Origin of the sequence: Legionella worsleiensis (assembly GCF_001467535.1) — a bacterium.
GTDB lineage: Bacteria > Pseudomonadota > Gammaproteobacteria > Legionellales > Legionellaceae > Legionella > Legionella worsleiensis.
The window spans coordinates 121,694-140,370 of the sequence record NZ_LNZC01000012.1 but is presented as its reverse complement, the minus strand read 5'-3'; the positions used below and the strand labels follow the sequence as shown (position 1 = coordinate 140,370).

Sequence of the window (18,677 nt, the reverse complement as noted above, 5' to 3'; positions counted from 1 at the left end):
AAAAATAAATTCATACCCGGCTTCATAGCCAAATATAACCTACACATGCTGGTTTATTATGAAATGGATGAGTTGTATATTGAAGCAGCTCGCCGTGAAAAACGTTTCAAAAATTGGCCAATTATTGAGAGCTACTGGATGCCGTGGACAAGCCACGGCACGTAGGCAGCGGTGAATTGTCAACAGACCCTAATTGACTCTATTCCCCATCAGGGTTGATTTCTTCAACAGTATGAGTGCTGTTGGATCAGTGTTCTTTTGGTTCAAAATTAATGCATTAATTTCCTAGTGTATGCTATAATCGTCAGCATTTTATTCTGTTTTTAATTTTATTATGTCGATTTATCTTAATGGGTTACTTTTGGGCTTGTCTTTGGTTATGGCTCTAGGGCCGCAAAATGTTTTTTTGATAAAGCAAGGCGCTCGCCGAAATCATGCCGTTTTATCCACAGCGGTATGCTTTATCTGTGATATTATTCTAGCCTCTGCCAGTGTAGCGGGCTTACATCAGCTTTTGTTGGTTCATCCCACCATAGAAATTTGGCTGGTTTGGTTTGGCAGCACGTTTCTCCTTTATTATGCCTTAAAAGCTTTTCGTAATGCTTTTGCCCGTTCTGATAAAGAAACCGGCCAGACGATACAGCCGCATAACCGAATGCAGATCATCTTGTTTGCTTTGGGTTTTAGTTTACTCAATCCCCATGCCATTATTGATACAGTAGTGATTATAGGCAGTGGCAGCAGTCAATTTCCTGATAATAAATTAGCCTTTTTAGCTGGCGTTCTTTCTTCAAGCTTCATTTGGTTTAGTTCACTTACCCTCACCACCCGTTTTTTTGCTAATATTCTGACCAAAACTCGAGTATGGCAAACTATTGAGTTATTGAGCGGCGTGTTAATGACGTTTATAGGGATTAAGCTTGCATTGAGTGCTTTTTAAGGGATAAAGAGGAAAATAGAAAGGGCCAATCAGTGTGTCGCCAATTGACCCAGTGGAATGACACATAGCAAGTCCAACCTCGCAGATGCACTATCTCATAGAACGCCCAATAATGTCAATATTTTTACCTTATTACCTCACTACTGTGCATAAAAAATCCGGTGATCTGACCAATAAAGACCTTACTCTGGGTGTTTGAACGTATATCTGCTTTATAATTTTTTTGCTGGATTTGGTATTTGCTCAGCAATCTCATCCACGATTTTTGCAGATTCGGTCTTATGTACAAAAAAGAATGATCGTTTCTGTGCCATATTAACCGCACCTTTAACAAGTAATCCTATACCGGCTGTAGGTATTGCAATCAACAAATTAATCAATAACTCAGACCAACCCCGGTGCGTATCCAGTTGACCTCTATGTTGGGCAATAGCAGCAGTACAGCTTTTATTGAACTGGTCGTGATCTTCGTCGATTTGCAATAGGTTATATGCGCCATTAAGAGCCTTATGCAGAGCCATTGCGCTGTCATAAGCTGTTTTGTGGCCATCCTTATACAAGGATTGAGCTTTGAATTGGAGCTTGGTTAATTGACTGAGGAATGGATCAACCCCATCCTCAACAGGTTGTTGGGATGCCGATTTTTGCCTGACTGGATTAGGTTGTGTTTGTTCAGGGGCAGCATCTGTTGGCTCGTCTGCGACAAGCCCTACTTGATGTTCAAGTGCTTCATGCACCTTAGCCTGAAGATGTAAGACTGAATCACCTCTTACGCCCAAACACTTGAAATCGTCAATATTGCTATCTGCAAATTTTCCTAAGTAGCCGTCCAGATTAACAATATTCTCGTGAGTCTTCTCACCGGAGTCATGGCCATGAACATAAAACAGTGTGTAACCATTATGCTCTTGATTCCTGCTTAGTTCAGTGTAATCACGATTCCACAGTAAAAAGTTAACTGGATCATCACGAAAGTCACAGGATTTTGCCAAATCGACTGGTAAGGTATGAACCGTTCCAGTGCGAACATGCTGAGCAAAAACCCAATTAATGGCTTCTATGGTTTTTGCCAATTGTTCAGCGGTATCGTCTTGATAAACAACTCCCTTATCCTTAAATTTCTCTGCCAAAGCACGAATAGTCTCCAAGCCTACACCAGCATGGCTGTAAATGGTGATGACACTGCCGGAAAGGGTATAGGATATTAATTTTAAACACGGTAAATAACTGTCTTTAATAAGACTATTTACTTCATTTGCACGGATAATGCCGCATTCAATAGAGTTCCTCAGGTTGTTCATGGATTGTGCCTGCCCCCCAAAATTTATATTTGGGGCAAATAAATTGTTAACATCCAGAGTGTGCTTTTGCTCTTCATAGGGTATCAAAAATTCAATACCATGATTGGACAACAGAATTTCGACTGCAACTCCAGATTTTTTTAGTTTATCCAGAATTTTAAAAATAAAATAATCGTTTTCACCCCGGTCGCACACTTCATCACCTATCAAGCGGATCAGTGGTTTTGCCTCTATGACTAAAGCATCGATAATTGAGTTGAAAGCAGTTACATCATTTCGGGTTAATTCTCTTTTTAAATAGATGTCTTTTAATTGCGCATAATCAGTAGCGCTGATTTTAACCACGCCATTGGTAACCAGAAAATACAGCAACAACATGGCATTAGCATGCAAATCACCTACAGACAGTTCCGTAGCATCAACTATAGGCTCGGCTTTAGGGCATGTATAAATATCTATCTGCGATTTTTTGATTATAGAATGAACCATGTTAAACCAAACCATATAAATTTAAGTAATTATGCTTGCATTATAGACAATAAATATTAAGGCAATATGAATCGCACCAGAAGCAATGATTGTTTTTGGGGGGGGGCTATTTCATCAGTCAAGAGTTTGAGCTTGTATTTGACGAAGTCATAATCCAGCTAGTCAGACTGACTGTCTCATCAATTTAACGTGAAAAAAACAGATGGCACCGAATGAATCATCTTTTCGATATCCTGCCATGCAAAAAGAATTCCCTAGTTGAACGATGATGTCTATAGCAAATTGAAATAAAAAAAACGGATGTGCTGGAGGGGATAGATCCTGTATTACGACTTCGTCCATACAGGCTTGTATCTTAATGTGCTGAAATATCCTTAATTTGTCTAGGTGCTAATGATAAGTAATAGATCACGATAGCGTATTGTATTTTAGCCGCAATTGATTTAAAATAATCCTAATTGGTTTTTAATGGAGCAATACCTAAGAGTCTCTGGAAGGTATTAATTTCTTGATAGCTACTACCCCACTTTTTCGGCTTAACACAAATTTTTTATAGAGGAATCCCCATGATACCCGAACAGTCTACCAAAGAAGAGGTTCTTGCTGCAATTAAAGTAGAGCCTGTGAATTACATGAACGCAAATATACTCTTACAAAATGATAGAGAAGTTGCTACTGCCTTGGTTATGAGTGATAAATGGGGTCTTCTATGTGCCAGCGAACAAGCTAAAAAAAATAAAGATGTCGTTCTTGCTGCTGTAAAGCGAAATGGTTGTGCACTTAAATTTGCGGATAAAAGTTTGCAAGAAGATGATGAAGTGGTTTTGGCTGCGGTATCACAGAATGGATTTGCACTTGAGTTTGCAGGAGAAAATCAAAAAGATAATGATGAGATAGTACTCAAAGCAGTGCAAAATAAAGGAGGGGCAATAGAGTTTGCTTCCAGACGTTTAGCACTTTGTGAAGACATTTGTCTTGCAGCAGCCAAACAAGATGGCCTATCGCTCGGGTTGATGTTTCAATTGTTGAGAGATAATAGAAAGGTTGTTGTTGCAGCGGTATCGCAAAATTCATCTGCATTCCAATATGCAAGTCCTACTTTAAGAAATGATCCTGAGATTGCACGTATTGGGATGAAAGATCCGTTGTTCCCAATGTTCTATGCGGGTGATGCGATTAAAAAGAATTATGAATTAATGCTTAAGGCAGTGAAGATCAATGGCAAGAATATACTGTTTGCAGATCCTGAAATTGAAAAAAGAAGAAAGCTGGTTCTTGCAGCCGTGCAACAAAATGGTGAAGTAATTCATTACGAGCAAATTAAACGTCAATTTGGAGAAGACAAAGAAATTGTGCTTGCAGCAATTAAATCGAATGCAAAAAACATTCGTTGTGTAGATTATTTATTACGTGACGACAGAGCTTTTCTGCTTGATGCCGTTAATACAAATCCTGAGGTAATCGATCATGTATCGTACCATCGCATTTTTTTAAAAAATTATCTGCTTTTTCGTAATGACGCTTTAAGCTACCCATTTCTGGATCTGAAGGATTTAGCAATAGAGCTGGTTGAAAAAATTGCGGCACTTTTTGCTAATCGAACAATAGCACTAGAAATCTTAAATGATATATTGGATAAACGAATAGTGTTACTTTACTCAAATGGGACTGACAGCCAGAAAAATGATTGCATGGTGTTGATTCAAACATTACTGGGTGAACCTACGCCAGAAGTAAAATCTTTAGGTCATATGATGCTGTCTCTGATGCGTCTTGAGATTAATCGTTCTACATTGGTAACTTATCCTGGATTTTTTGAGTTTGCTGATGATGAGTTAAAAAACAATAGGGATTGTGTTCTCGAAGTAGTTAAGAACGCAGGCTTACAATTAAAATTCGCTCCTCCAAATTTAAAAGCAGATAAAAAAATTGCGTTAGCAGCAGTTAAGAACAACCCAGCGGCTATGGCTCATATTGATGTGTCTTTAGCTCCGTTTTTTGAATCTTATTTGACCTTCAGAGCAAAACAACAAGAGTTAACGGGAGAGGTCAAGGAGCATGCCGGTAATTTGCTTAAACAAGTGGAAACATTTTTTGAACAGGGTAAGCTGGATAGTGCAGATCTTATAAAAGTGTTGGATAAAACCCGTGCGTTTATGGCGAATAAGCCCAGTGAACAGCAAACAAAAGACTATACCTCGTTTATTCAAGCTGCTTTAAAAAGCCCTTCTTCTGCCATGCAAATTCTGGGCTATCTGATGATGGCTCTGGCGGTTGCTGTAGCCGGGGTTTCTATTGCCCTTGGCGTTACAGGAGTGAGTATGGTGCCTGCTGTTGGAACAGCTGCGTTGGCCGTTGGGTTGTTTGCTACAGGGGCGGCTCTTGCGCTCAAGTCATTAAAAGATGAAAAAGAAAATAAAGAGCTGATTCAACAATTCCAATTAACATCGTAAAGGTTCCAATGAATAGGATTTATTCTTTTAAGGGGTTCCGATCCTAAAAGAGCAAGCCTTACTGGTGTTAATCTATTTACATGTAGATACTGTCTTTAAATGCAAGCAAAATTGTCGTTAAAAGGCTGCTTGCATTTAAAGACAGTATCTACGAATAGGGAATCATCCGTTTTTGCAAGTTATTGGCTCGTGAACAGTTTAGTATTCGCATGCCTATCTCCGGCCACCAACTCGTGAATCTCTTATCATGAGAAATCATCAGACGCAAAGAATAAGATGACGAACCAGGGTAAACGCATCTAAATTATGAACATAAATCCCCACCCTTTTGCCTACGTCCTGCGCTTTATGCGCAGAATCCATGCGATCTTAGTGCAGGCAAAGATCTGGATTCTGCGCATAAAGCGCAGAACGTAGGCATCTTGGTCTTAGATAATACGTTTAGATGCGTTTGCCCTGGATGACGAACCTACTTAAGGCGAGGAAAAAACATGGGTGTTGTTTTTTGATAATCCACGTAAGCCTGTCCTCTTGATTTGATTGAACCAGCCTCAGTCATGGGGCCGGTAATTTGCGTCATAATCAGATACAGGGTCAAGGGTGAAATGAAGCCAACAAATCCGTAACTGTGGCTTAAAGCAAACAGGGAAAAACCACACCATACCATCCATTCAAAAAAATAATTGGGGTGTCTGGAGTAATTCCAAAGACCCACGGTGCAGACCGCCCCCGAGGGCGATTTTTTGAAGTGTTGCAGTTGCATATCGGCTAAGGTTTCACCAGTTAATCCTGCGATTACAAGCAAAATACCGCAATAATCAAACAGAGTTAAATAACCCACTAAAGAAGTACCACAAAAATACCAGGGAAGAGCAACCAAGGTAATCAACACGCCCTGAATCTGAAAATTAAGAAAAAAACCAAGCGGTTTAGCAATTTTCCATTGCTCGCTTAGACTGGTGTAGCGTGGATCAACATGACCTAACCTGATTCGGGTATACCACAAATAAATTCCCAATCGCCCACCCCAAAGAAGAAGAATGAAGCCGAGAATCAGGGAACGAGAGGAAACGGGATTAGCAAATAAATAGATAAGGCCGCTAAGGGTCAAGCCGGAAGCCCAACCCACATCAACCACTGACGGATTTTTTAAGTAGCGATACACGCACCAAACCAGACACATATGAAGAAACACAGCGCAATATACAACAAATATCAAAGTCATAATTATTATCTTCCCGTTTATTTCATCATAGCGGCCAAGGCCACACTTCCTTTACCCGCATGCAGACCCAGCGCCGTTGACGCTGATTCGATAAAAGCTGGCGGCTGCCCAAAAGCTTCTGCTGTTAGCTGAGCGAAAGATAGAGCCTTTTCAGGAACCCCGGCATGCACTAGACCATAAGAATCTAAAGCCTGATGTTGACACATTGACTCGACATGACGAATCAGCTTGGTTAATGCTTTAGTTTCGCTGAAGGCTTTATCAAACAATGTGGGTTTTCCTGAGCAATCAAGGCGGATTATGGGTTTAATTTGGGTTAATTGTGCGATTTTACCGCTTATTCTGCCTATACGCCCGCTACGAATCAATGAATCGAAATTATTGACGTACACCATTATTTCTATTTGCGCTATTTTAGCAATCAGCTCCTGTTTTATGGCATTTACAGGCATCCCGGAAGCGATAAGTTGAGCAGCAAAACGCACCAGCAATCCTAATCCTCCTGATGTTTGGCAGGAATTAACCACATGCACATTATTTAAACCCTCAGATGCCTTAACTATGGCATCATGGGTTCCACTCAATCCTTGGGAAATAGGCAAAATAAGCACCTGTTCGTAATGATCTGCCAAATGGCTTATTTGCTCCGCCAATAATGCGGGTGATGGAAAAGAGGTTTTAGGGTACTGTTTGAGCGTGCTTAATCGATCATAGAAACTGTCCGGATTAACGCAAATTCTGTCCAGTAAATGATGCCCATCCAGATGCATGTTGAGTTGAATGATATGAATTTGATATTCATCCAGTATGGATTGAGCAAGATCTGCACTGGAGTCAGTAACTAAAGCAATAGGATATTTACGTTGATGCAGCATTTGAAATTGACGAAGCATATCCTGTGCTTTGGCATGGGTTATTGTACCTGTATTTAAAAGTGATTCAAAAACCAGCGCCGGTTGGGTGCAATGAACATGAAATCGACACAACTTTGGGTTACCGCTACTCACAACGCTGTCACCAAATTGTTCTAACTGATGGGCGATGACGGATCTATCCAGAGATTCACCTGCAAGAGTAATCTCCGTACAATAGCGTTGTACTGGTGCATCGCTTGCATCAAGTAATTCATGATGTGATTTTAAACACTCCTCGTGATGATGATGCGCCGTCAGCGCCCGAGGATTTGCTAAGTAATCAGAAAAACCCGTAATAAAATGATAAAACCCCAGAGCTCCGGCATCAACAACGTGTGCTTCTTGCAAAACGGTTAACATTTGGGCGGTTTTTTGTAACGATTGATGCACCTCAGGCAAAACGTGTTCCATTAATTTGTTGAAACAGGTAATATCAACGGCTGCATTAGTGATGCTGGTTGACCAGGCATCAATGACGGTAATGATGGTCCCCTCAACCGGATGAAGTATAGCCGATCGTACGCTGTGACTGGCTTGGGAAAGCATACGAGAAAATGTCAGTGTATCGATGTATTCTGCGGTTAATTCAGTTTCGGTGAGACCATTAAAAAATTGAGAAAAAATCATTCCTGAATTACCACGAGCGCCAATCAGCGCTGCATTTGCCAAAGAGTTTAATGTCTCCTGCAAAGTGGGTTGTAAGGCGGAGTGAGACAAAACAGACAAGGCGGTTGCAGACATATTATCACCAGTATCGCCATCGGCAACAGGAAACACATTAATGGCATTAAGCTGCTCACGATTGGCAATTACAAAATCACAAGCAGTCAAAAATGCGGAGTGAATGGTTTTTGCATCAAGACGATGAAGTTCCATAGCTGCTATTTTTAAATTATTGGTCTATCTTATTAGAATACACACATAACGAATTAATTTAAACGAGCGATTGATTTAAAAATTAAAGGCAAAAAAAATCGGCTTAAAATTAAAGCCAATAAATTACAATAAACCGGGGGAAGAGCTATGAAAAAGTGGGGGCTCACGATAGTTGCAGTGATGCTGTTTAATCAGGTCGCATGTGCAAACCAGAATTGGAATGATTGGGTTGCCGGGGTTAGAGAAGAAGCCCTGCAACAAGGAATTGCTCCTAATGTTTTTAACGAAGCCTTTGCCGGTATCAAAGAGCCCAGTCATCAGATTAAAGGATTTATGCGCTCACAACCAGAACACCGTCTGACATACACCAAGTATTTGCATACCCGAGCCGATAATTATCGAATTGTCATGGGCCGCAAGGAATACAAAAAGAATAAAGAACTCTTAGATGAAATTGGCAAACAGTATGGTGTTAATCCCTGCTTTATCGTCTCGTTTTGGGGTATGGAAACCAGCTATGGCACCTATATGGGAAATTTCCCGGTAATCAAGGCGCTAGCTACCTTGGCTTATGACTCAAAACGTAAAGATTTTTTCCGTAAAGAACTGTTTTTGGCATTACACATTCTCAACGATGGCCACGTTAGCCTGACTGATTTTAAAGGCGAATGGGCTGGAGCCTCTGGCCAACCGCAATTCTTACCATCAAGTTGGGTAAGATACGCTGTTGATTACGATGGTGATGGCCGAAAAGACATTTGGAAAAGTAAACCGGATGTATTTGCTTCTATTGCCAATTATATGAAGCAAAATGGATGGAAAACTGGCGAACCATGGGCTATACAAGTTAAATTACCTGCCAAGTTTGACATGAGCATGGAAGGTAAAAGCATCATCAAACCGGTTAGTGAATGGAATGAATTAGGTGTTCGCACGGAAGATGGGCATCCACTGCCTTATCAGGAATTACAAGCCAGTATCGTCCAGCCCTATGGCGGACCTACATTTCTTGCTTTCCCCAATTATAAGATGATATTACGTTATAATAATTCAATTTATTACGCAGGCGCCATAGGGTATATGGCCGACAAAATTTGCCAGGTTCAGTGATTTATCTCCAGACTAAACAAGCAGAACTGTTTTAAAAAACCGGGAGCGATTTAGACCCGGTTTTTTTTTGCCAAAATCTACACCAATTATTTTTTGGCGTGTAGCGTGGGAATTAATCTATTATTTAATATAACTAACCTTGTTTAAGGATGGATGTCATGCATCACTATCTTGATAAGACGGCCAGCTTGCCTCCTGCGGTGTACCGCATAGTCTGCAATAAAATGACAGAATATCCGCATACAGGTCAATACAATACTCTTAAAACGCACGGCACTTATTTATGCAGACGATGTGGCCTTGCACTGTTTCGGGGGAGTAATCAGTTTAGTTCGGGATGTGGTTGGCCAAGTTTTGACGACAATATAGACCATGCCGTCAAACAACTACCGGATGCAGACGGCATGAGAACAGAAATAGTCTGCGCACGTTGCAACGCTCATTTGGGGCATGTGTTTATTGGCGAATCATTCACGCCTAAAAATCTTCGCCATTGCGTCAACTCGGCATCTCTCGATTTTGTTGAAGACTTAACTGTCCTCGATAGCGAAGAAGCGCTGGTTGCTGGAGGATGTTTTTGGGGGGTTGAACATTTTTTAAAGCAACTTCCCGGCGTATTAAAAGCGGAATCAGGCTACAGCGGAGGACATATTCAGGATCCAACCTATAACGAGGTCTGTAAGGGAACCTCAGGCCACTATGAAGCGGTGCGGGTCATTTATGATCCGGCAAAAACCAATTATCGCAATGTACTGAAACGATTTTTTGAAATACACGATCCCACCCAAAAAACAGGACAAGGCCCCGATATAGGTCAACAATATCAAAGTGCTGTATTTTACTATAACGAAGAACAACATCAGACCGCAGCGTCTTTAATCCAGATATTACTCAGCAGAGGATACCCGGTTACAACGCAACTGCTCAAAGCACAGCCATTCTGGCCTGCGGAAGACTATCATCAAAATTATTATGCCCATCACCACAAAGCACCTTACTGCCACAAACCCGTGAATCGGTTTGGTGATTAACTCGAAAAATAAAACGATTAAATCCATCCATTGAACAGCATACCCTGCTCAATGGATGGCAATGAACCCTTTATTGGCTTGAGGAGAAACCCGCTGAAGTGGAAGGATTAGAGTCATGCCCATGGCCATCATTATCATTGGCAGGAAGGTTTTCTGACTTAAAGTTACTATCGGATGCTCTATTAAAAAATGACGGGGAGCCACCACGACCAACCTTATTTACTTTCTGCGCATTAACCTGCACTTGTTGTTGGGTATCACTCTCATCCATTGTCTTTTCCTTAGGTTGAGGAGTGATTCCTTGCGCTTCTTGTATCAGTTGTTGTTTGGCATTGCTCTTTTCCACTAACTCTGCCTCAATTTGAGAAATGGTTTCTTGTGCTCCTTCTATACTTCGATTAAGTTCGGGGATAGTGTCTACACCTAATCCTTCCGTTTCCTTTTTATTTTTTATAAAGAGGAAATCATTACCTGTAATCTTTGTAAAGCACAACGCTAATGCACCTAAACTCAAATAACTTACTACGCCTGCAATTAGAATACCTGCTACGGCTGCTAAAATGATAGCTGCTACAGTTACAGTAGCAGGACCCGCTAGCGTCAATGCAAAAACTACTCCTCCACATGAGATACCTATAATGCCAGCGATAGGAGCAGCAAACGTCAAAAATCGTATTACAGCATCTGATTCACTATCGCTTTCCGATTGAGATTTTTGGTTTGCGGGTTTATTTTGCTGTTGTTGCAAGGTGTTTTTTACGTTGTCTAATCGCTTATTAAGCTCTTGTTCCTGGCTGTTTATTGCAAGATAGTTTTTCATTAAAGAGGTAATACGCTCTAATTCACTACGCTCATTTGAACTTAAGTTTAAAGGGGCAGAAGATTGCAGCACGTCATCAAGTTGAGTGACAAACATGGAATAACCCTCAGCCATAACTGTGTGCATTAATTGCGCTTTTAAATCAGCCAGTTGTTTGATTTCATCCTGAATATTCTTATCATGCTCGTCTTTTGTTTTTTGAGCATCAGATGCAGTGCGATTGCGCTGTTGGATTATCGTTTGTATGTCATCCTGGCTATGTTTGTTCAATTCAGATTCAATTGCCTGGGTAACTGCTAATAAAGGGGCTCTTTCCAGGAGATAGAGCCGTAGATTTTCATAACTGGCTTCACGAATAACTTTATTAAGTTGTAACTTAAGTACATCTTGAATCATGATTTCTGATAACGCCATGGCTGGTAACCCCTCAGTCAAGTAAATTATTAACTATCGTGCGTGCTTTAAATACTGCTCCAAAATTCTGCTGCATTAATCAACACGCTTTTCCATTTAAGCTTTTTATCGCTTATCCTCCGATATTATGACAAATCAACATTAAGGATTTATTAAAACTGATCGAAAACTATGCATTTTGATTTATTTGTGGAAAATTAAAAGCCACAGTAATCCCATGTAGTGAATTAAACGTACCCAGTTTTCCCCTCTCCACCACGCACAGCGTGGGGGAGAGGGACTAAGGGTGAGGGGGATTAAACACTGTTGCGAAGCAACCTCATTATTAAAAACAAAGCATTTAAAATTAATGGGTTATATCAAATAACCTGATAAAAAATGATGCGAAAATTAGTGAGCCGTTACTGGCTCGGATTATCGCAAAAACAAGGTCATAATCTTTTATTGCAATTAAAACATCACCGTGTAGAGAGGCTTCGCTTTTTACAACACGCTATAGTTTCGTTTATCAACAATGATGCAGAGCACAAAGAATAACACAAAATAAAACGATAAAATCCATCCATTGAACAGCATACCCTGCTCAATGGATGGCAATGAACCCTTTAGTGGCGCAGCGAAAAACCGGTTGAAATAGAAGGATATAAAGAAAAAGGCTCAACTTCATGCTCAGGGCTATTAGGGGCAGGAGGAGCAGAGGGTTTTACTGGCTCAAAGTGACCAGCGGATACGCCATTAAAAAATGGCAGGGAGCCACCGCTAAAACCCCAACGCACATTCTGCGCTTTAACCAGCAGTTGTTGTTTGGCATCGCTCTTTTGCTTTATCTGTGCCTCAAGTTGAGGAATGGTTCCTCGTGCTTCTTCTATACTGCGCTTAAGTTTAGGGATAGTGTGTTCACGTAATTGTTCCGCTTCCTTTCCATTCTTAGTCAAGAGGGACTGATTTGCAGCAATCATTAAGGTATTTTGTTTCAACTGATAATCCGCATCGGTTTGTTTTGAATTATAGACGATACCCGCTGTTAAAGTGACCAAACTGACTAAAGCCAATGCGGTAACTAAAATAATATTCAACGGAGCGAATACTATTGTCCCAAATACTACTCCCCCAACTAAGGCAGTTGCGCCACAAACAAAAGAAACACCAAACATCAAATCTCTTGCTAAAGCAGCTGATTGACTATCCCCCTGCAATTGAATCTTTTGGTTTGTGAGCGTTTTATTCTTTTCTATCAATTGCGGTTCAGAACATCCATAATCTTTAAGTTGTGCTGTTTTACTCACAAGGTTTTTTTGCTGTTGTTGCAAGGTATTTTTTACGTTGTCTAATCGCTGAATAAGCTCTTGTTCCTGACTGTTTATTTCAAGATAGTTTTTCATTATAGAGGTAATACTCTTTAATGCGTCACGCTCATGATAATCCGCTTTTAAAAAAGCGTCAGATCGCAAGATTTCGTCCAGTTGAGTGACAAACATGGAATAACCATGAGCCACAACTGTTTGCCTTAATTGTGCTTTTAAATCATCCAATTGTTTGATTTTAGCCTCAATATTCTTATTGAGCTCTTCTTTAGTTTTATGCGCCAGTTGCAGCAAATTCGGGTCATCCGTTTGACGGGCATGTTCTCTGGCAAGACGCTCTTGATGACGAATCTCCCGTTGTTGTGCTCGTTCAGGAAGTTCATCATCCAGTTCTTTCATTAAATACTGCACACGTTCTTCTGCCTGTTTTTTTTCACGCTGCAGCGTGTTCAATTGCTGGCCTTCTCGAGAAATATCCTGCTTCTTTAGAGTAATCAATTGGTTTAATCGTTGACGCTCACCAGTTAACCTGCCTTCTTCAAGAGCTAATTGCTCCAGAGTAACTTGATCCTGAATGGACATGACGACAGAGTGAACAACGGGGCCATGCACGACCATTTGCGGATGAGCATGGACGTTGGGTTGAGGTATGCCAGGGTTTAAATGATATCTGCTTTGAATGATTCCTCGCCTTTGTTTTATGCTTTCCAGGGCTTGCTCAATTTGATTCAGGTTTATTTTGTATTCAGAAACCTGACTCTCAAACTGTGCTTTGTAATTCATTTGCAGGGGGATTGCGGTTTCAAGTTGAGCCAGCTTGCTTTTTTGGGTATAAAACTCTTCGTTATAATCGATGCGAAGCTGATTATCACGTTCATTTTCTTGCGCATCTTTACTGGCGTCCTCGGCATCAAGTATTTTTTGAGCATCACATGCGGCATGAATGAGCTGTTGGGTTATCGTTTGTTTATCATGATAGTAATGTTCGTTCAGGAAAGAATCAATGACCTCGGTAACTGCTGATAAAGGGGCTCTTTCCAGGAGGTAGTGCCGTAGATTTCCATAACTGGTTTCACAAATAACTTTGTTGAGTTGGAACTTAAGTACATCATGAATCATGATTTCTGATAATGCCATGGTTGGTAACTCCTCAGTTAAGTAAATTATTAACTATCGTGCATGCTTTAAATACTGTTTCAAAATTCAGCTGCATTAAATTAAGACGCTTCTCCGTTTTAGCTTTTTATAATTTATCTGCAGGCATTATGTCAGATGAATATTAAGGATTTGTTAAGAAAATATTGCAAAACTGTAAAGTTTTCTTGGTTTCAGCTGTAACTCCCCAGGTCATCCCTCGCTGCGCTCGGGATGACCTGGGGAGTTAATTTCAGCTTATGATGCAAAAAAATTAAACTTCAGATGCGCAATAAACATCACCATCAAACCCTTGGAATTAATTAATGGTGAGCTTCGTTTAAGACAGGGCAAACGCATCTAAACGTATTATCTAAGACCAAGATGCCTACGCTCTGCGCTTTATGCGCAGAATCCAGATCTTTGCCTGCACTAAGATCGCATGGATCCTGCGCATAAAGCGCAGGACGTAGGCAAAAGGGTGGAGATTTATGTTCCTAATTTAGATGCGTTTACCCTGTCGTTTAAGAGGAATGTTCTGATTTGGATTGCTTTTTTTGGTATTCTTGATCGCTAAGTTCTGCTTTGCGTTTATTTTCCTGCAATTGAACTTCATTGAGCTGTTGCTGCCAAAATTCTACGGCGTATTCTTTTAACCGATTTAATTGATGCAGCAACAGCCCCAGATGTTTAGCCAGCATAGGCAGTTTAGACGGCCCAAAAACACTAACTGCAACAATCAAGGTGACAATTAACTCACCACTGCTCATGATGTTTTATCTTCCTTTTTGGCCGCCGAGGTTTGATCCTCGTTAATTGCTTTACGGAAATTTTTTATCGCTTCACCCAGATCGGAGCCCATATTTTTTAATTTGGACGTTCCAAACAACGCAACAATAATGCCGAATATGAGCAGTAACGATAAAGGACTGATGCCGCTTAATCCCATTTTAACTCCTTAAGTTACGGTTTATGAGAACAAATACTCCTGCAAAAACAGCCCCGGTTAAGGCTATGGGGGTAATCTTTTGATAATCGATAAAATCAAAATAATCCACTAAAGCCAGGGTCAAAAAAGAGAGAAAGACTCCCATACCAACACTTTTCCAATCAAATGCTCGTTCCTGTTGTGTAACAACCGAAGCACTGGCGTCTTTTCTTTCAATTAACTCTGCCTTTTTTAACTCCAATACGTCAAAAATTAATTTAGGCATATGCGGCAATTGCTCAGTGAAAAAGGGCAAATTTTGCTTTAATTGATTCAGGAAATTTTTAGGGCCAATTTGCTGGCGCAGCCACTTTTCCAAAAACGGTTTTGCAGTGACCCATAAATCCAGATCGGGATAAAGCTGTCTTCCCAATCCCTCAACAGCCAATAACGTTTTTTGCAGCAACACCAGCTGGGGTTGCACTACCATGTTAAAGCGTCTGGCTACCTGGATTAAGCGCAGCACCACCTGAGCAAAGGAAATATCTTTTAAAGGCTTTTCGAATATGGGTTCACAAACAGTACGAATGGCGCTTTCAAATTCATCAACACGTGTGTCTCGGGAAACCCATCCTGACTCAACATGCAATTGTGCAACTCTTCGGTAATCACGATTAAAGAAAGCCAATAAATTTTCCGCCAGATACTGTTTGTCCGTTTCGTTTAAAGTACCGATTATTCCAAAATCGATACAGATGTATTGCGGATCCTGAGGATGTTCATAAGAAACAAAAATATTTCCCGGATGCATGTCGGCATGAAAAAAACAATCGCGAAAAACCTGGGTAAAGAAAATTTCAACACCACGCTCCGCCAGTTTCTTAATATTAATCTGTTGCGCCTTTAAGGTGGCCACATCAGAAACTGGTATTCCGCGAATTCGCTCCATAACCAGTACATTATCCCGTGCATAATCCCAGTAGATTTCAGGAATGTAGAGCAGTGGCGAGTTATTGAAATTTCGTCGTAATTGCGCAGCATTCGCTGCCTCTCTAAGCAAATCAAGCTCATCAAGTAGCGTATGTTCAAATTCCTTGACTATCTCTTTGGGTTTCAAGCGCCGGCTTTCTGGCCAATAACGATCGGCCAATTTGGCTATGGTATACATGATGCTAATGTCTTGTTCGATAATGCGCCGCATATTAGGTCTAAGAATTTTAACGACTACATCTTCGCCAGATCGCAAAGTCGCTGCATGCACCTGAGCCATGGAAGCGGATGCCAAGGCATTGGAATCAAACTGGGCAAAAATATCATAGGGGGATTTCCCGTAAACCTTCTCAAGAATGGCAATCGCTGTGTCACCAGGAAAGGGCGGTACCTTATCCTGTAATTTACTTAATTCTCTTGCAATATCTTCAGGAAGAATATCGGGTCGAGTGGAAAGAGCCTGACCGAATTTGATAAAAATCGGGCCTAATTCTTCAAGGGTCTTGCGCAAGGCCTGCCCTCGAGTGAGTGGTTCTTTTCTGAGCCAATTCCAGGGGTTTAAATACACTATGAAGCGTAATGGCGCAAAAAGCCTTAAAGTCACGACTACATTATCTAACCCATTACGGGCAAGAATAAAATTGATATGAATGAGGCGTGTTAATTGTTTCATTGATTTCATGGCAGCTCATCAGTTAATAATCGTGAGGTTCTAACCCGTTTTACGGGAACTATAAAGTGAAACAGGAAAATAAATGGCACAATTGCCCTGCTCAATAGCACCACGCAAGTGGATGCAATTAATCTGATTCATTATCATTTATCAGCTCCTTGACCTGAGCCTGTAATCGCTCAACACTTAAAGCTAATTCATCTACATCTTTATAAAAATCGTCCAGTTCATTTTTACCGGGAAGAATATGTAATTCCTCCTGGAGAAACTCTGTTACATTATGACGCATGGACTCACTGAATTGATTTTTTAATTCCATGCCTCTGCGAATAAAAGAGCCTATTTGATGAGCAACCACATCACCGGTGAAGTGAGCCAAATGACCTTCCCAATCGATATCCATCTCATCAAACAATCGTTTAACCTGTTGGCCAAACTCAATATCACCCGACATTCTTATTTTATCATTAAACAACGATCGGGCTTTAGATGGGGGCAATAAACTCAGCCGAATTAATCCTATGGGATTACTGTGTATAACTGTATTTGCTTGTCCGTCAAACGCATCAAGGAGCTGCATTTCTCCATCCATAAACTGAATAAAGAAACGAACATTCAATGGTGAAATAACCATTTCCAGCACTTTGCCGTCAAGTGTGCGCAATTTATCCGGCATGGCATCATCAAGGCTTATGGCCTGATTAATTGCTTTTTGTAAGGCTTTTAAAGAGTATTTTTTTAACATGGTTCACTCAGTATTTATAGGCAACGTGCAAAGCCACTATGCCTCCACTTAGATTATGATATTGGCAATCCTCAAAACCGGCCTGTTCAATCATTGCTTTTAAATCGTCCTGATTGGGATGCATTCTTATGGACTCAGCAAGATATTGATAACTCGCTTCATCATGAGCAATAAATTTTCCTACTTTGGGCAACACATTAAAAGAATACCAATCATAAACGGGTTTTAATCCAGGGAAGGTTGGCGTGGAAAATTCAAGTACCATCAACTTTCCGCCTGGCTTACAGACTCTGAACATGGAACGCAGCGCTTCTTCTTTGTCCGTTACATTACGCAAACCAAATCCCATAGTAATGCAATGGAAGGTATGTTCAGCAAAGGGTAAACATTGTGCATTACCTTGCACAAAACTGATGTTTTTAAAAAGCCCCAAATCCAGCAGCCTGTCCCGCCCAACATGAAGCATGGCTGAATTAATATCCGCAAGAACAACCTGACCGCTGTCACCAACTTTTTTGGCCAATAAACGGGTTAAATCACCACTGCCACCAGCAAGATCAAGAACCGTCTGTCCTGGTCTGACCTGACTTAATTCTACAGTAAATCGTTTCCAAAGATGATGAACGCCAAGAGACATCAGATTATTCATCAAGTCATAATTTTTAGCCACCGAATGAAAAACGTCCGCAACTTTTTTCTCTTTTTCATCCCAGGCAACCGATTTAAAGCCAAAATGGGTGGATTTTTCCTGATTCTTCATAATGAACCTGGTTGAATAATTAAAAACTTATCTTAACTGATTATCATCAAGATACCCAGACAATACAGCCAAATAATGCTGTTCGTCGGGCGGTGTATTATTTTTTTGAGAAAGCCACAAACACTCGGCAAGTTGCTCCATAATTAAATGCTCAACAGCCAAATTGTCTTTGTATTTTTTAACCAAAGCCTGATACACCGCATGAATCCCGCAAGGGCGGTCGGTACCTACCTGTTCTCTTACCGCCAGATGCAATCCCATATGCAAAAAGGGGTTGGTTTCGCCCAGTTCAGGATAATAAGCCTGTTCTTGAAACTTGGCGGGTTGCGCAAGGATCTTATGGTATTCAGGATGAACCAGTATCACCTGAACAATTTCGTTTTCCAAAGGAGTTAGCACACGTTTTTGTTGGTATTTTTCCCAACTGTTAAAAAACATTTGCCTGGTATCCTGAATGGTATCGCCGTATAACATAAGTTGCCAAATCAATTAAAAAACCAATTTTAACTGATTGAAATTCTAACAACAATGGTGAACAGTAAATTGCCCGATAAAGAAATCAGGATAATT

At 40.6% G+C, this 18,677-nt stretch carries 17 protein-coding genes; 6 read left to right on the top strand and 11 right to left on the bottom strand.

Annotated elements, in window-relative coordinates:
• Positions 1–165 (top strand): GIY-YIG nuclease family protein (locus Lwor_RS14090; RefSeq protein WP_476638474.1); only part of this gene is annotated, 165 nt, incomplete at its 5' end.
• Between the two features lie 169 nt (positions 166–334).
• Positions 335–940: a LysE/ArgO family amino acid transporter gene (locus tag Lwor_RS06475; protein WP_058493086.1), complete on the top strand. Its 606-nt coding sequence runs from the start codon at positions 335–337 to the stop codon at positions 938–940.
• Between the two features lie 212 nt (positions 941–1,152).
• On the opposite strand, the gene wip is transcribed toward Lwor_RS06475, so the two are convergent.
• The gene (gene wip, locus Lwor_RS06470) at positions 1,153–2,730 is read right to left on the bottom strand and encodes a Dot/Icm T4SS effector Wip (protein WP_058493085.1); all 1,578 of its coding nucleotides are present in this window, start codon (positions 2,728–2,730) and stop codon (positions 1,153–1,155) included.
• Between the two features lie 566 nt (positions 2,731–3,296).
• On the opposite strand from wip, the gene Lwor_RS06460 reads away from it, so the two are divergent.
• Positions 3,297–5,183 (top strand): DUF4116 domain-containing protein, encoded by a 1,887-nt coding sequence (locus Lwor_RS06460; protein WP_058493083.1) that lies wholly within the window; start codon positions 3,297–3,299, stop codon positions 5,181–5,183.
• Positions 5,184–5,652: 469 nt separating this feature from the next.
• Here the strand turns inward: Lwor_RS06460 and Lwor_RS06455 are convergent, their stop codons facing one another.
• The gene (locus tag Lwor_RS06455) at positions 5,653–6,408 is read right to left on the bottom strand and encodes a DUF1295 domain-containing protein (protein ID WP_058493082.1); all 756 of its coding nucleotides are present in this window, start codon (positions 6,406–6,408) and stop codon (positions 5,653–5,655) included.
• A gap of 17 nt (positions 6,409–6,425) precedes the next feature.
• Positions 6,426–8,198 (bottom strand): DegV family protein, encoded by a 1,773-nt coding sequence (locus Lwor_RS06450; protein WP_058493081.1) that lies wholly within the window; start codon positions 8,196–8,198, stop codon positions 6,426–6,428.
• A gap of 147 nt (positions 8,199–8,345) precedes the next feature.
• On the opposite strand from Lwor_RS06450, the gene Lwor_RS06445 reads away from it, so the two are divergent.
• Together Lwor_RS06445 and Lwor_RS06440 are read left to right on the top strand one after the other, a co-directional pair.
• Complete coding sequence (locus Lwor_RS06445; protein ID WP_058493080.1) at positions 8,346–9,308, top strand: lytic murein transglycosylase; 963 nt, start codon at positions 8,346–8,348, stop codon at positions 9,306–9,308.
• 158 nt (positions 9,309–9,466) lie between these two features.
• Positions 9,467–10,339: a bifunctional methionine sulfoxide reductase B/A protein gene (locus tag Lwor_RS06440; protein WP_058493079.1), complete on the top strand. Its 873-nt coding sequence runs from the start codon at positions 9,467–9,469 to the stop codon at positions 10,337–10,339.
• A 70-nt stretch (positions 10,340–10,409) separates the two neighbouring features.
• Here Lwor_RS06440 and Lwor_RS06435 read toward each other — a convergent pair whose 3' ends face one another.
• Positions 10,410–11,573, bottom strand: a complete 1,164-nt coding sequence (locus Lwor_RS06435) for a hypothetical protein (RefSeq protein ID WP_058493078.1) — start codon at positions 11,571–11,573, stop codon at positions 10,410–10,412.
• 378 nt (positions 11,574–11,951) lie between these two features.
• Between Lwor_RS06435 and Lwor_RS13745 the strand changes: the two genes are divergently transcribed.
• The gene (locus Lwor_RS13745; RefSeq protein ID WP_157063133.1) at positions 11,952–12,110 is read left to right on the top strand and encodes a hypothetical protein; all 159 of its coding nucleotides are present in this window, start codon (positions 11,952–11,954) and stop codon (positions 12,108–12,110) included.
• A 68-nt stretch (positions 12,111–12,178) separates the two neighbouring features.
• On the opposite strand, the gene Lwor_RS06430 is transcribed toward Lwor_RS13745, so the two are convergent.
• From Lwor_RS06430 to Lwor_RS06400, 7 genes are all read right to left on the bottom strand, one after another.
• Positions 12,179–14,014 carry a hypothetical protein gene (locus Lwor_RS06430; protein ID WP_058493077.1) on the bottom strand — a complete coding sequence of 612 codons (1,836 nt, stop codon included), beginning with the start codon at positions 14,012–14,014 and terminating at the stop codon, positions 12,179–12,181.
• Positions 14,015–14,535: 521 nt separating this feature from the next.
• Entirely contained in the window at positions 14,536–14,781 is a 246-nt protein-coding gene (locus tag Lwor_RS06425; RefSeq protein ID WP_058493076.1) for a Sec-independent protein translocase subunit TatA/TatB, read from the bottom strand.
• Positions 14,778–14,960, bottom strand: coding sequence for a twin-arginine translocase TatA/TatE family subunit (gene tatA / locus Lwor_RS06420; RefSeq protein ID WP_058493075.1), 183 nt, complete (start codon positions 14,958–14,960; stop codon positions 14,778–14,780). Before tatA ends, Lwor_RS06425 begins: the two co-directional genes overlap by 4 nt.
• A gap of 1 nt (position 14,961) precedes the next feature.
• Positions 14,962–16,611, bottom strand: a complete 1,650-nt coding sequence (gene ubiB / locus Lwor_RS06415) for a ubiquinone biosynthesis regulatory protein kinase UbiB (RefSeq protein ID WP_058493074.1) — start codon at positions 16,609–16,611, stop codon at positions 14,962–14,964.
• A 118-nt stretch (positions 16,612–16,729) separates the two neighbouring features.
• Entirely contained in the window at positions 16,730–17,347 is a 618-nt protein-coding gene (locus Lwor_RS06410; protein WP_058493073.1) for a ubiquinone biosynthesis accessory factor UbiJ, read from the bottom strand.
• Between the two features lie 7 nt (positions 17,348–17,354).
• A complete protein-coding gene (gene ubiE, locus Lwor_RS06405; RefSeq protein ID WP_058493072.1) occupies positions 17,355–18,107 on the bottom strand; it encodes a bifunctional demethylmenaquinone methyltransferase/2-methoxy-6-polyprenyl-1,4-benzoquinol methylase UbiE in 753 nt (250 codons plus the stop codon).
• A gap of 27 nt (positions 18,108–18,134) precedes the next feature.
• A complete protein-coding gene (locus Lwor_RS06400) occupies positions 18,135–18,581 on the bottom strand; it encodes a DUF1841 family protein (RefSeq protein ID WP_058493071.1) in 447 nt (148 codons plus the stop codon).
• Positions 18,582–18,677 lie beyond the last annotated feature (96 nt).

Coding starts and splice junctions, on each gene's coding strand:
- tatA (WP_058493075.1), bottom strand. CDS start 14,960: ATGGGATTAAGCGGCATCAGTCCTTTATCGTTACTGCTCATATTCGGC.
- Lwor_RS06400 (WP_058493071.1), bottom strand. CDS start 18,581: ATGTTATACGGCGATACCATTCAGGATACCAGGCAAATGTTTTTTAAC.
- wip (WP_058493085.1), bottom strand. CDS start 2,730: ATGGTTCATTCTATAATCAAAAAATCGCAGATAGATATTTATACATGC.
- Lwor_RS06460 (WP_058493083.1), top strand. CDS start 3,297: ATGATACCCGAACAGTCTACCAAAGAAGAGGTTCTTGCTGCAATTAAA.
- Lwor_RS06410 (WP_058493073.1), bottom strand. CDS start 17,347: ATGTTAAAAAAATACTCTTTAAAAGCCTTACAAAAAGCAATTAATCAG.
- Lwor_RS06455 (WP_058493082.1), bottom strand. CDS start 6,408: ATGACTTTGATATTTGTTGTATATTGCGCTGTGTTTCTTCATATGTGT.
- Lwor_RS06440 (WP_058493079.1), top strand. CDS start 9,467: ATGCATCACTATCTTGATAAGACGGCCAGCTTGCCTCCTGCGGTGTAC.
- ubiB (WP_058493074.1), bottom strand. CDS start 16,611: ATGAAATCAATGAAACAATTAACACGCCTCATTCATATCAATTTTATT.
- Lwor_RS06430 (WP_058493077.1), bottom strand. CDS start 14,014: ATGGCATTATCAGAAATCATGATTCATGATGTACTTAAGTTCCAACTC.
- Lwor_RS06450 (WP_058493081.1), bottom strand. CDS start 8,198: ATGGAACTTCATCGTCTTGATGCAAAAACCATTCACTCCGCATTTTTG.
- Lwor_RS06435 (WP_058493078.1), bottom strand. CDS start 11,573: ATGGCGTTATCAGAAATCATGATTCAAGATGTACTTAAGTTACAACTT.
- Lwor_RS06445 (WP_058493080.1), top strand. CDS start 8,346: ATGAAAAAGTGGGGGCTCACGATAGTTGCAGTGATGCTGTTTAATCAG.
- Lwor_RS06475 (WP_058493086.1), top strand. CDS start 335: ATGTCGATTTATCTTAATGGGTTACTTTTGGGCTTGTCTTTGGTTATG.
- Lwor_RS13745 (WP_157063133.1), top strand. CDS start 11,952: ATGATGCGAAAATTAGTGAGCCGTTACTGGCTCGGATTATCGCAAAAA.
- ubiE (WP_058493072.1), bottom strand. CDS start 18,107: ATGAAGAATCAGGAAAAATCCACCCATTTTGGCTTTAAATCGGTTGCC.
- Lwor_RS06425 (WP_058493076.1), bottom strand. CDS start 14,781: ATGAGCAGTGGTGAGTTAATTGTCACCTTGATTGTTGCAGTTAGTGTT.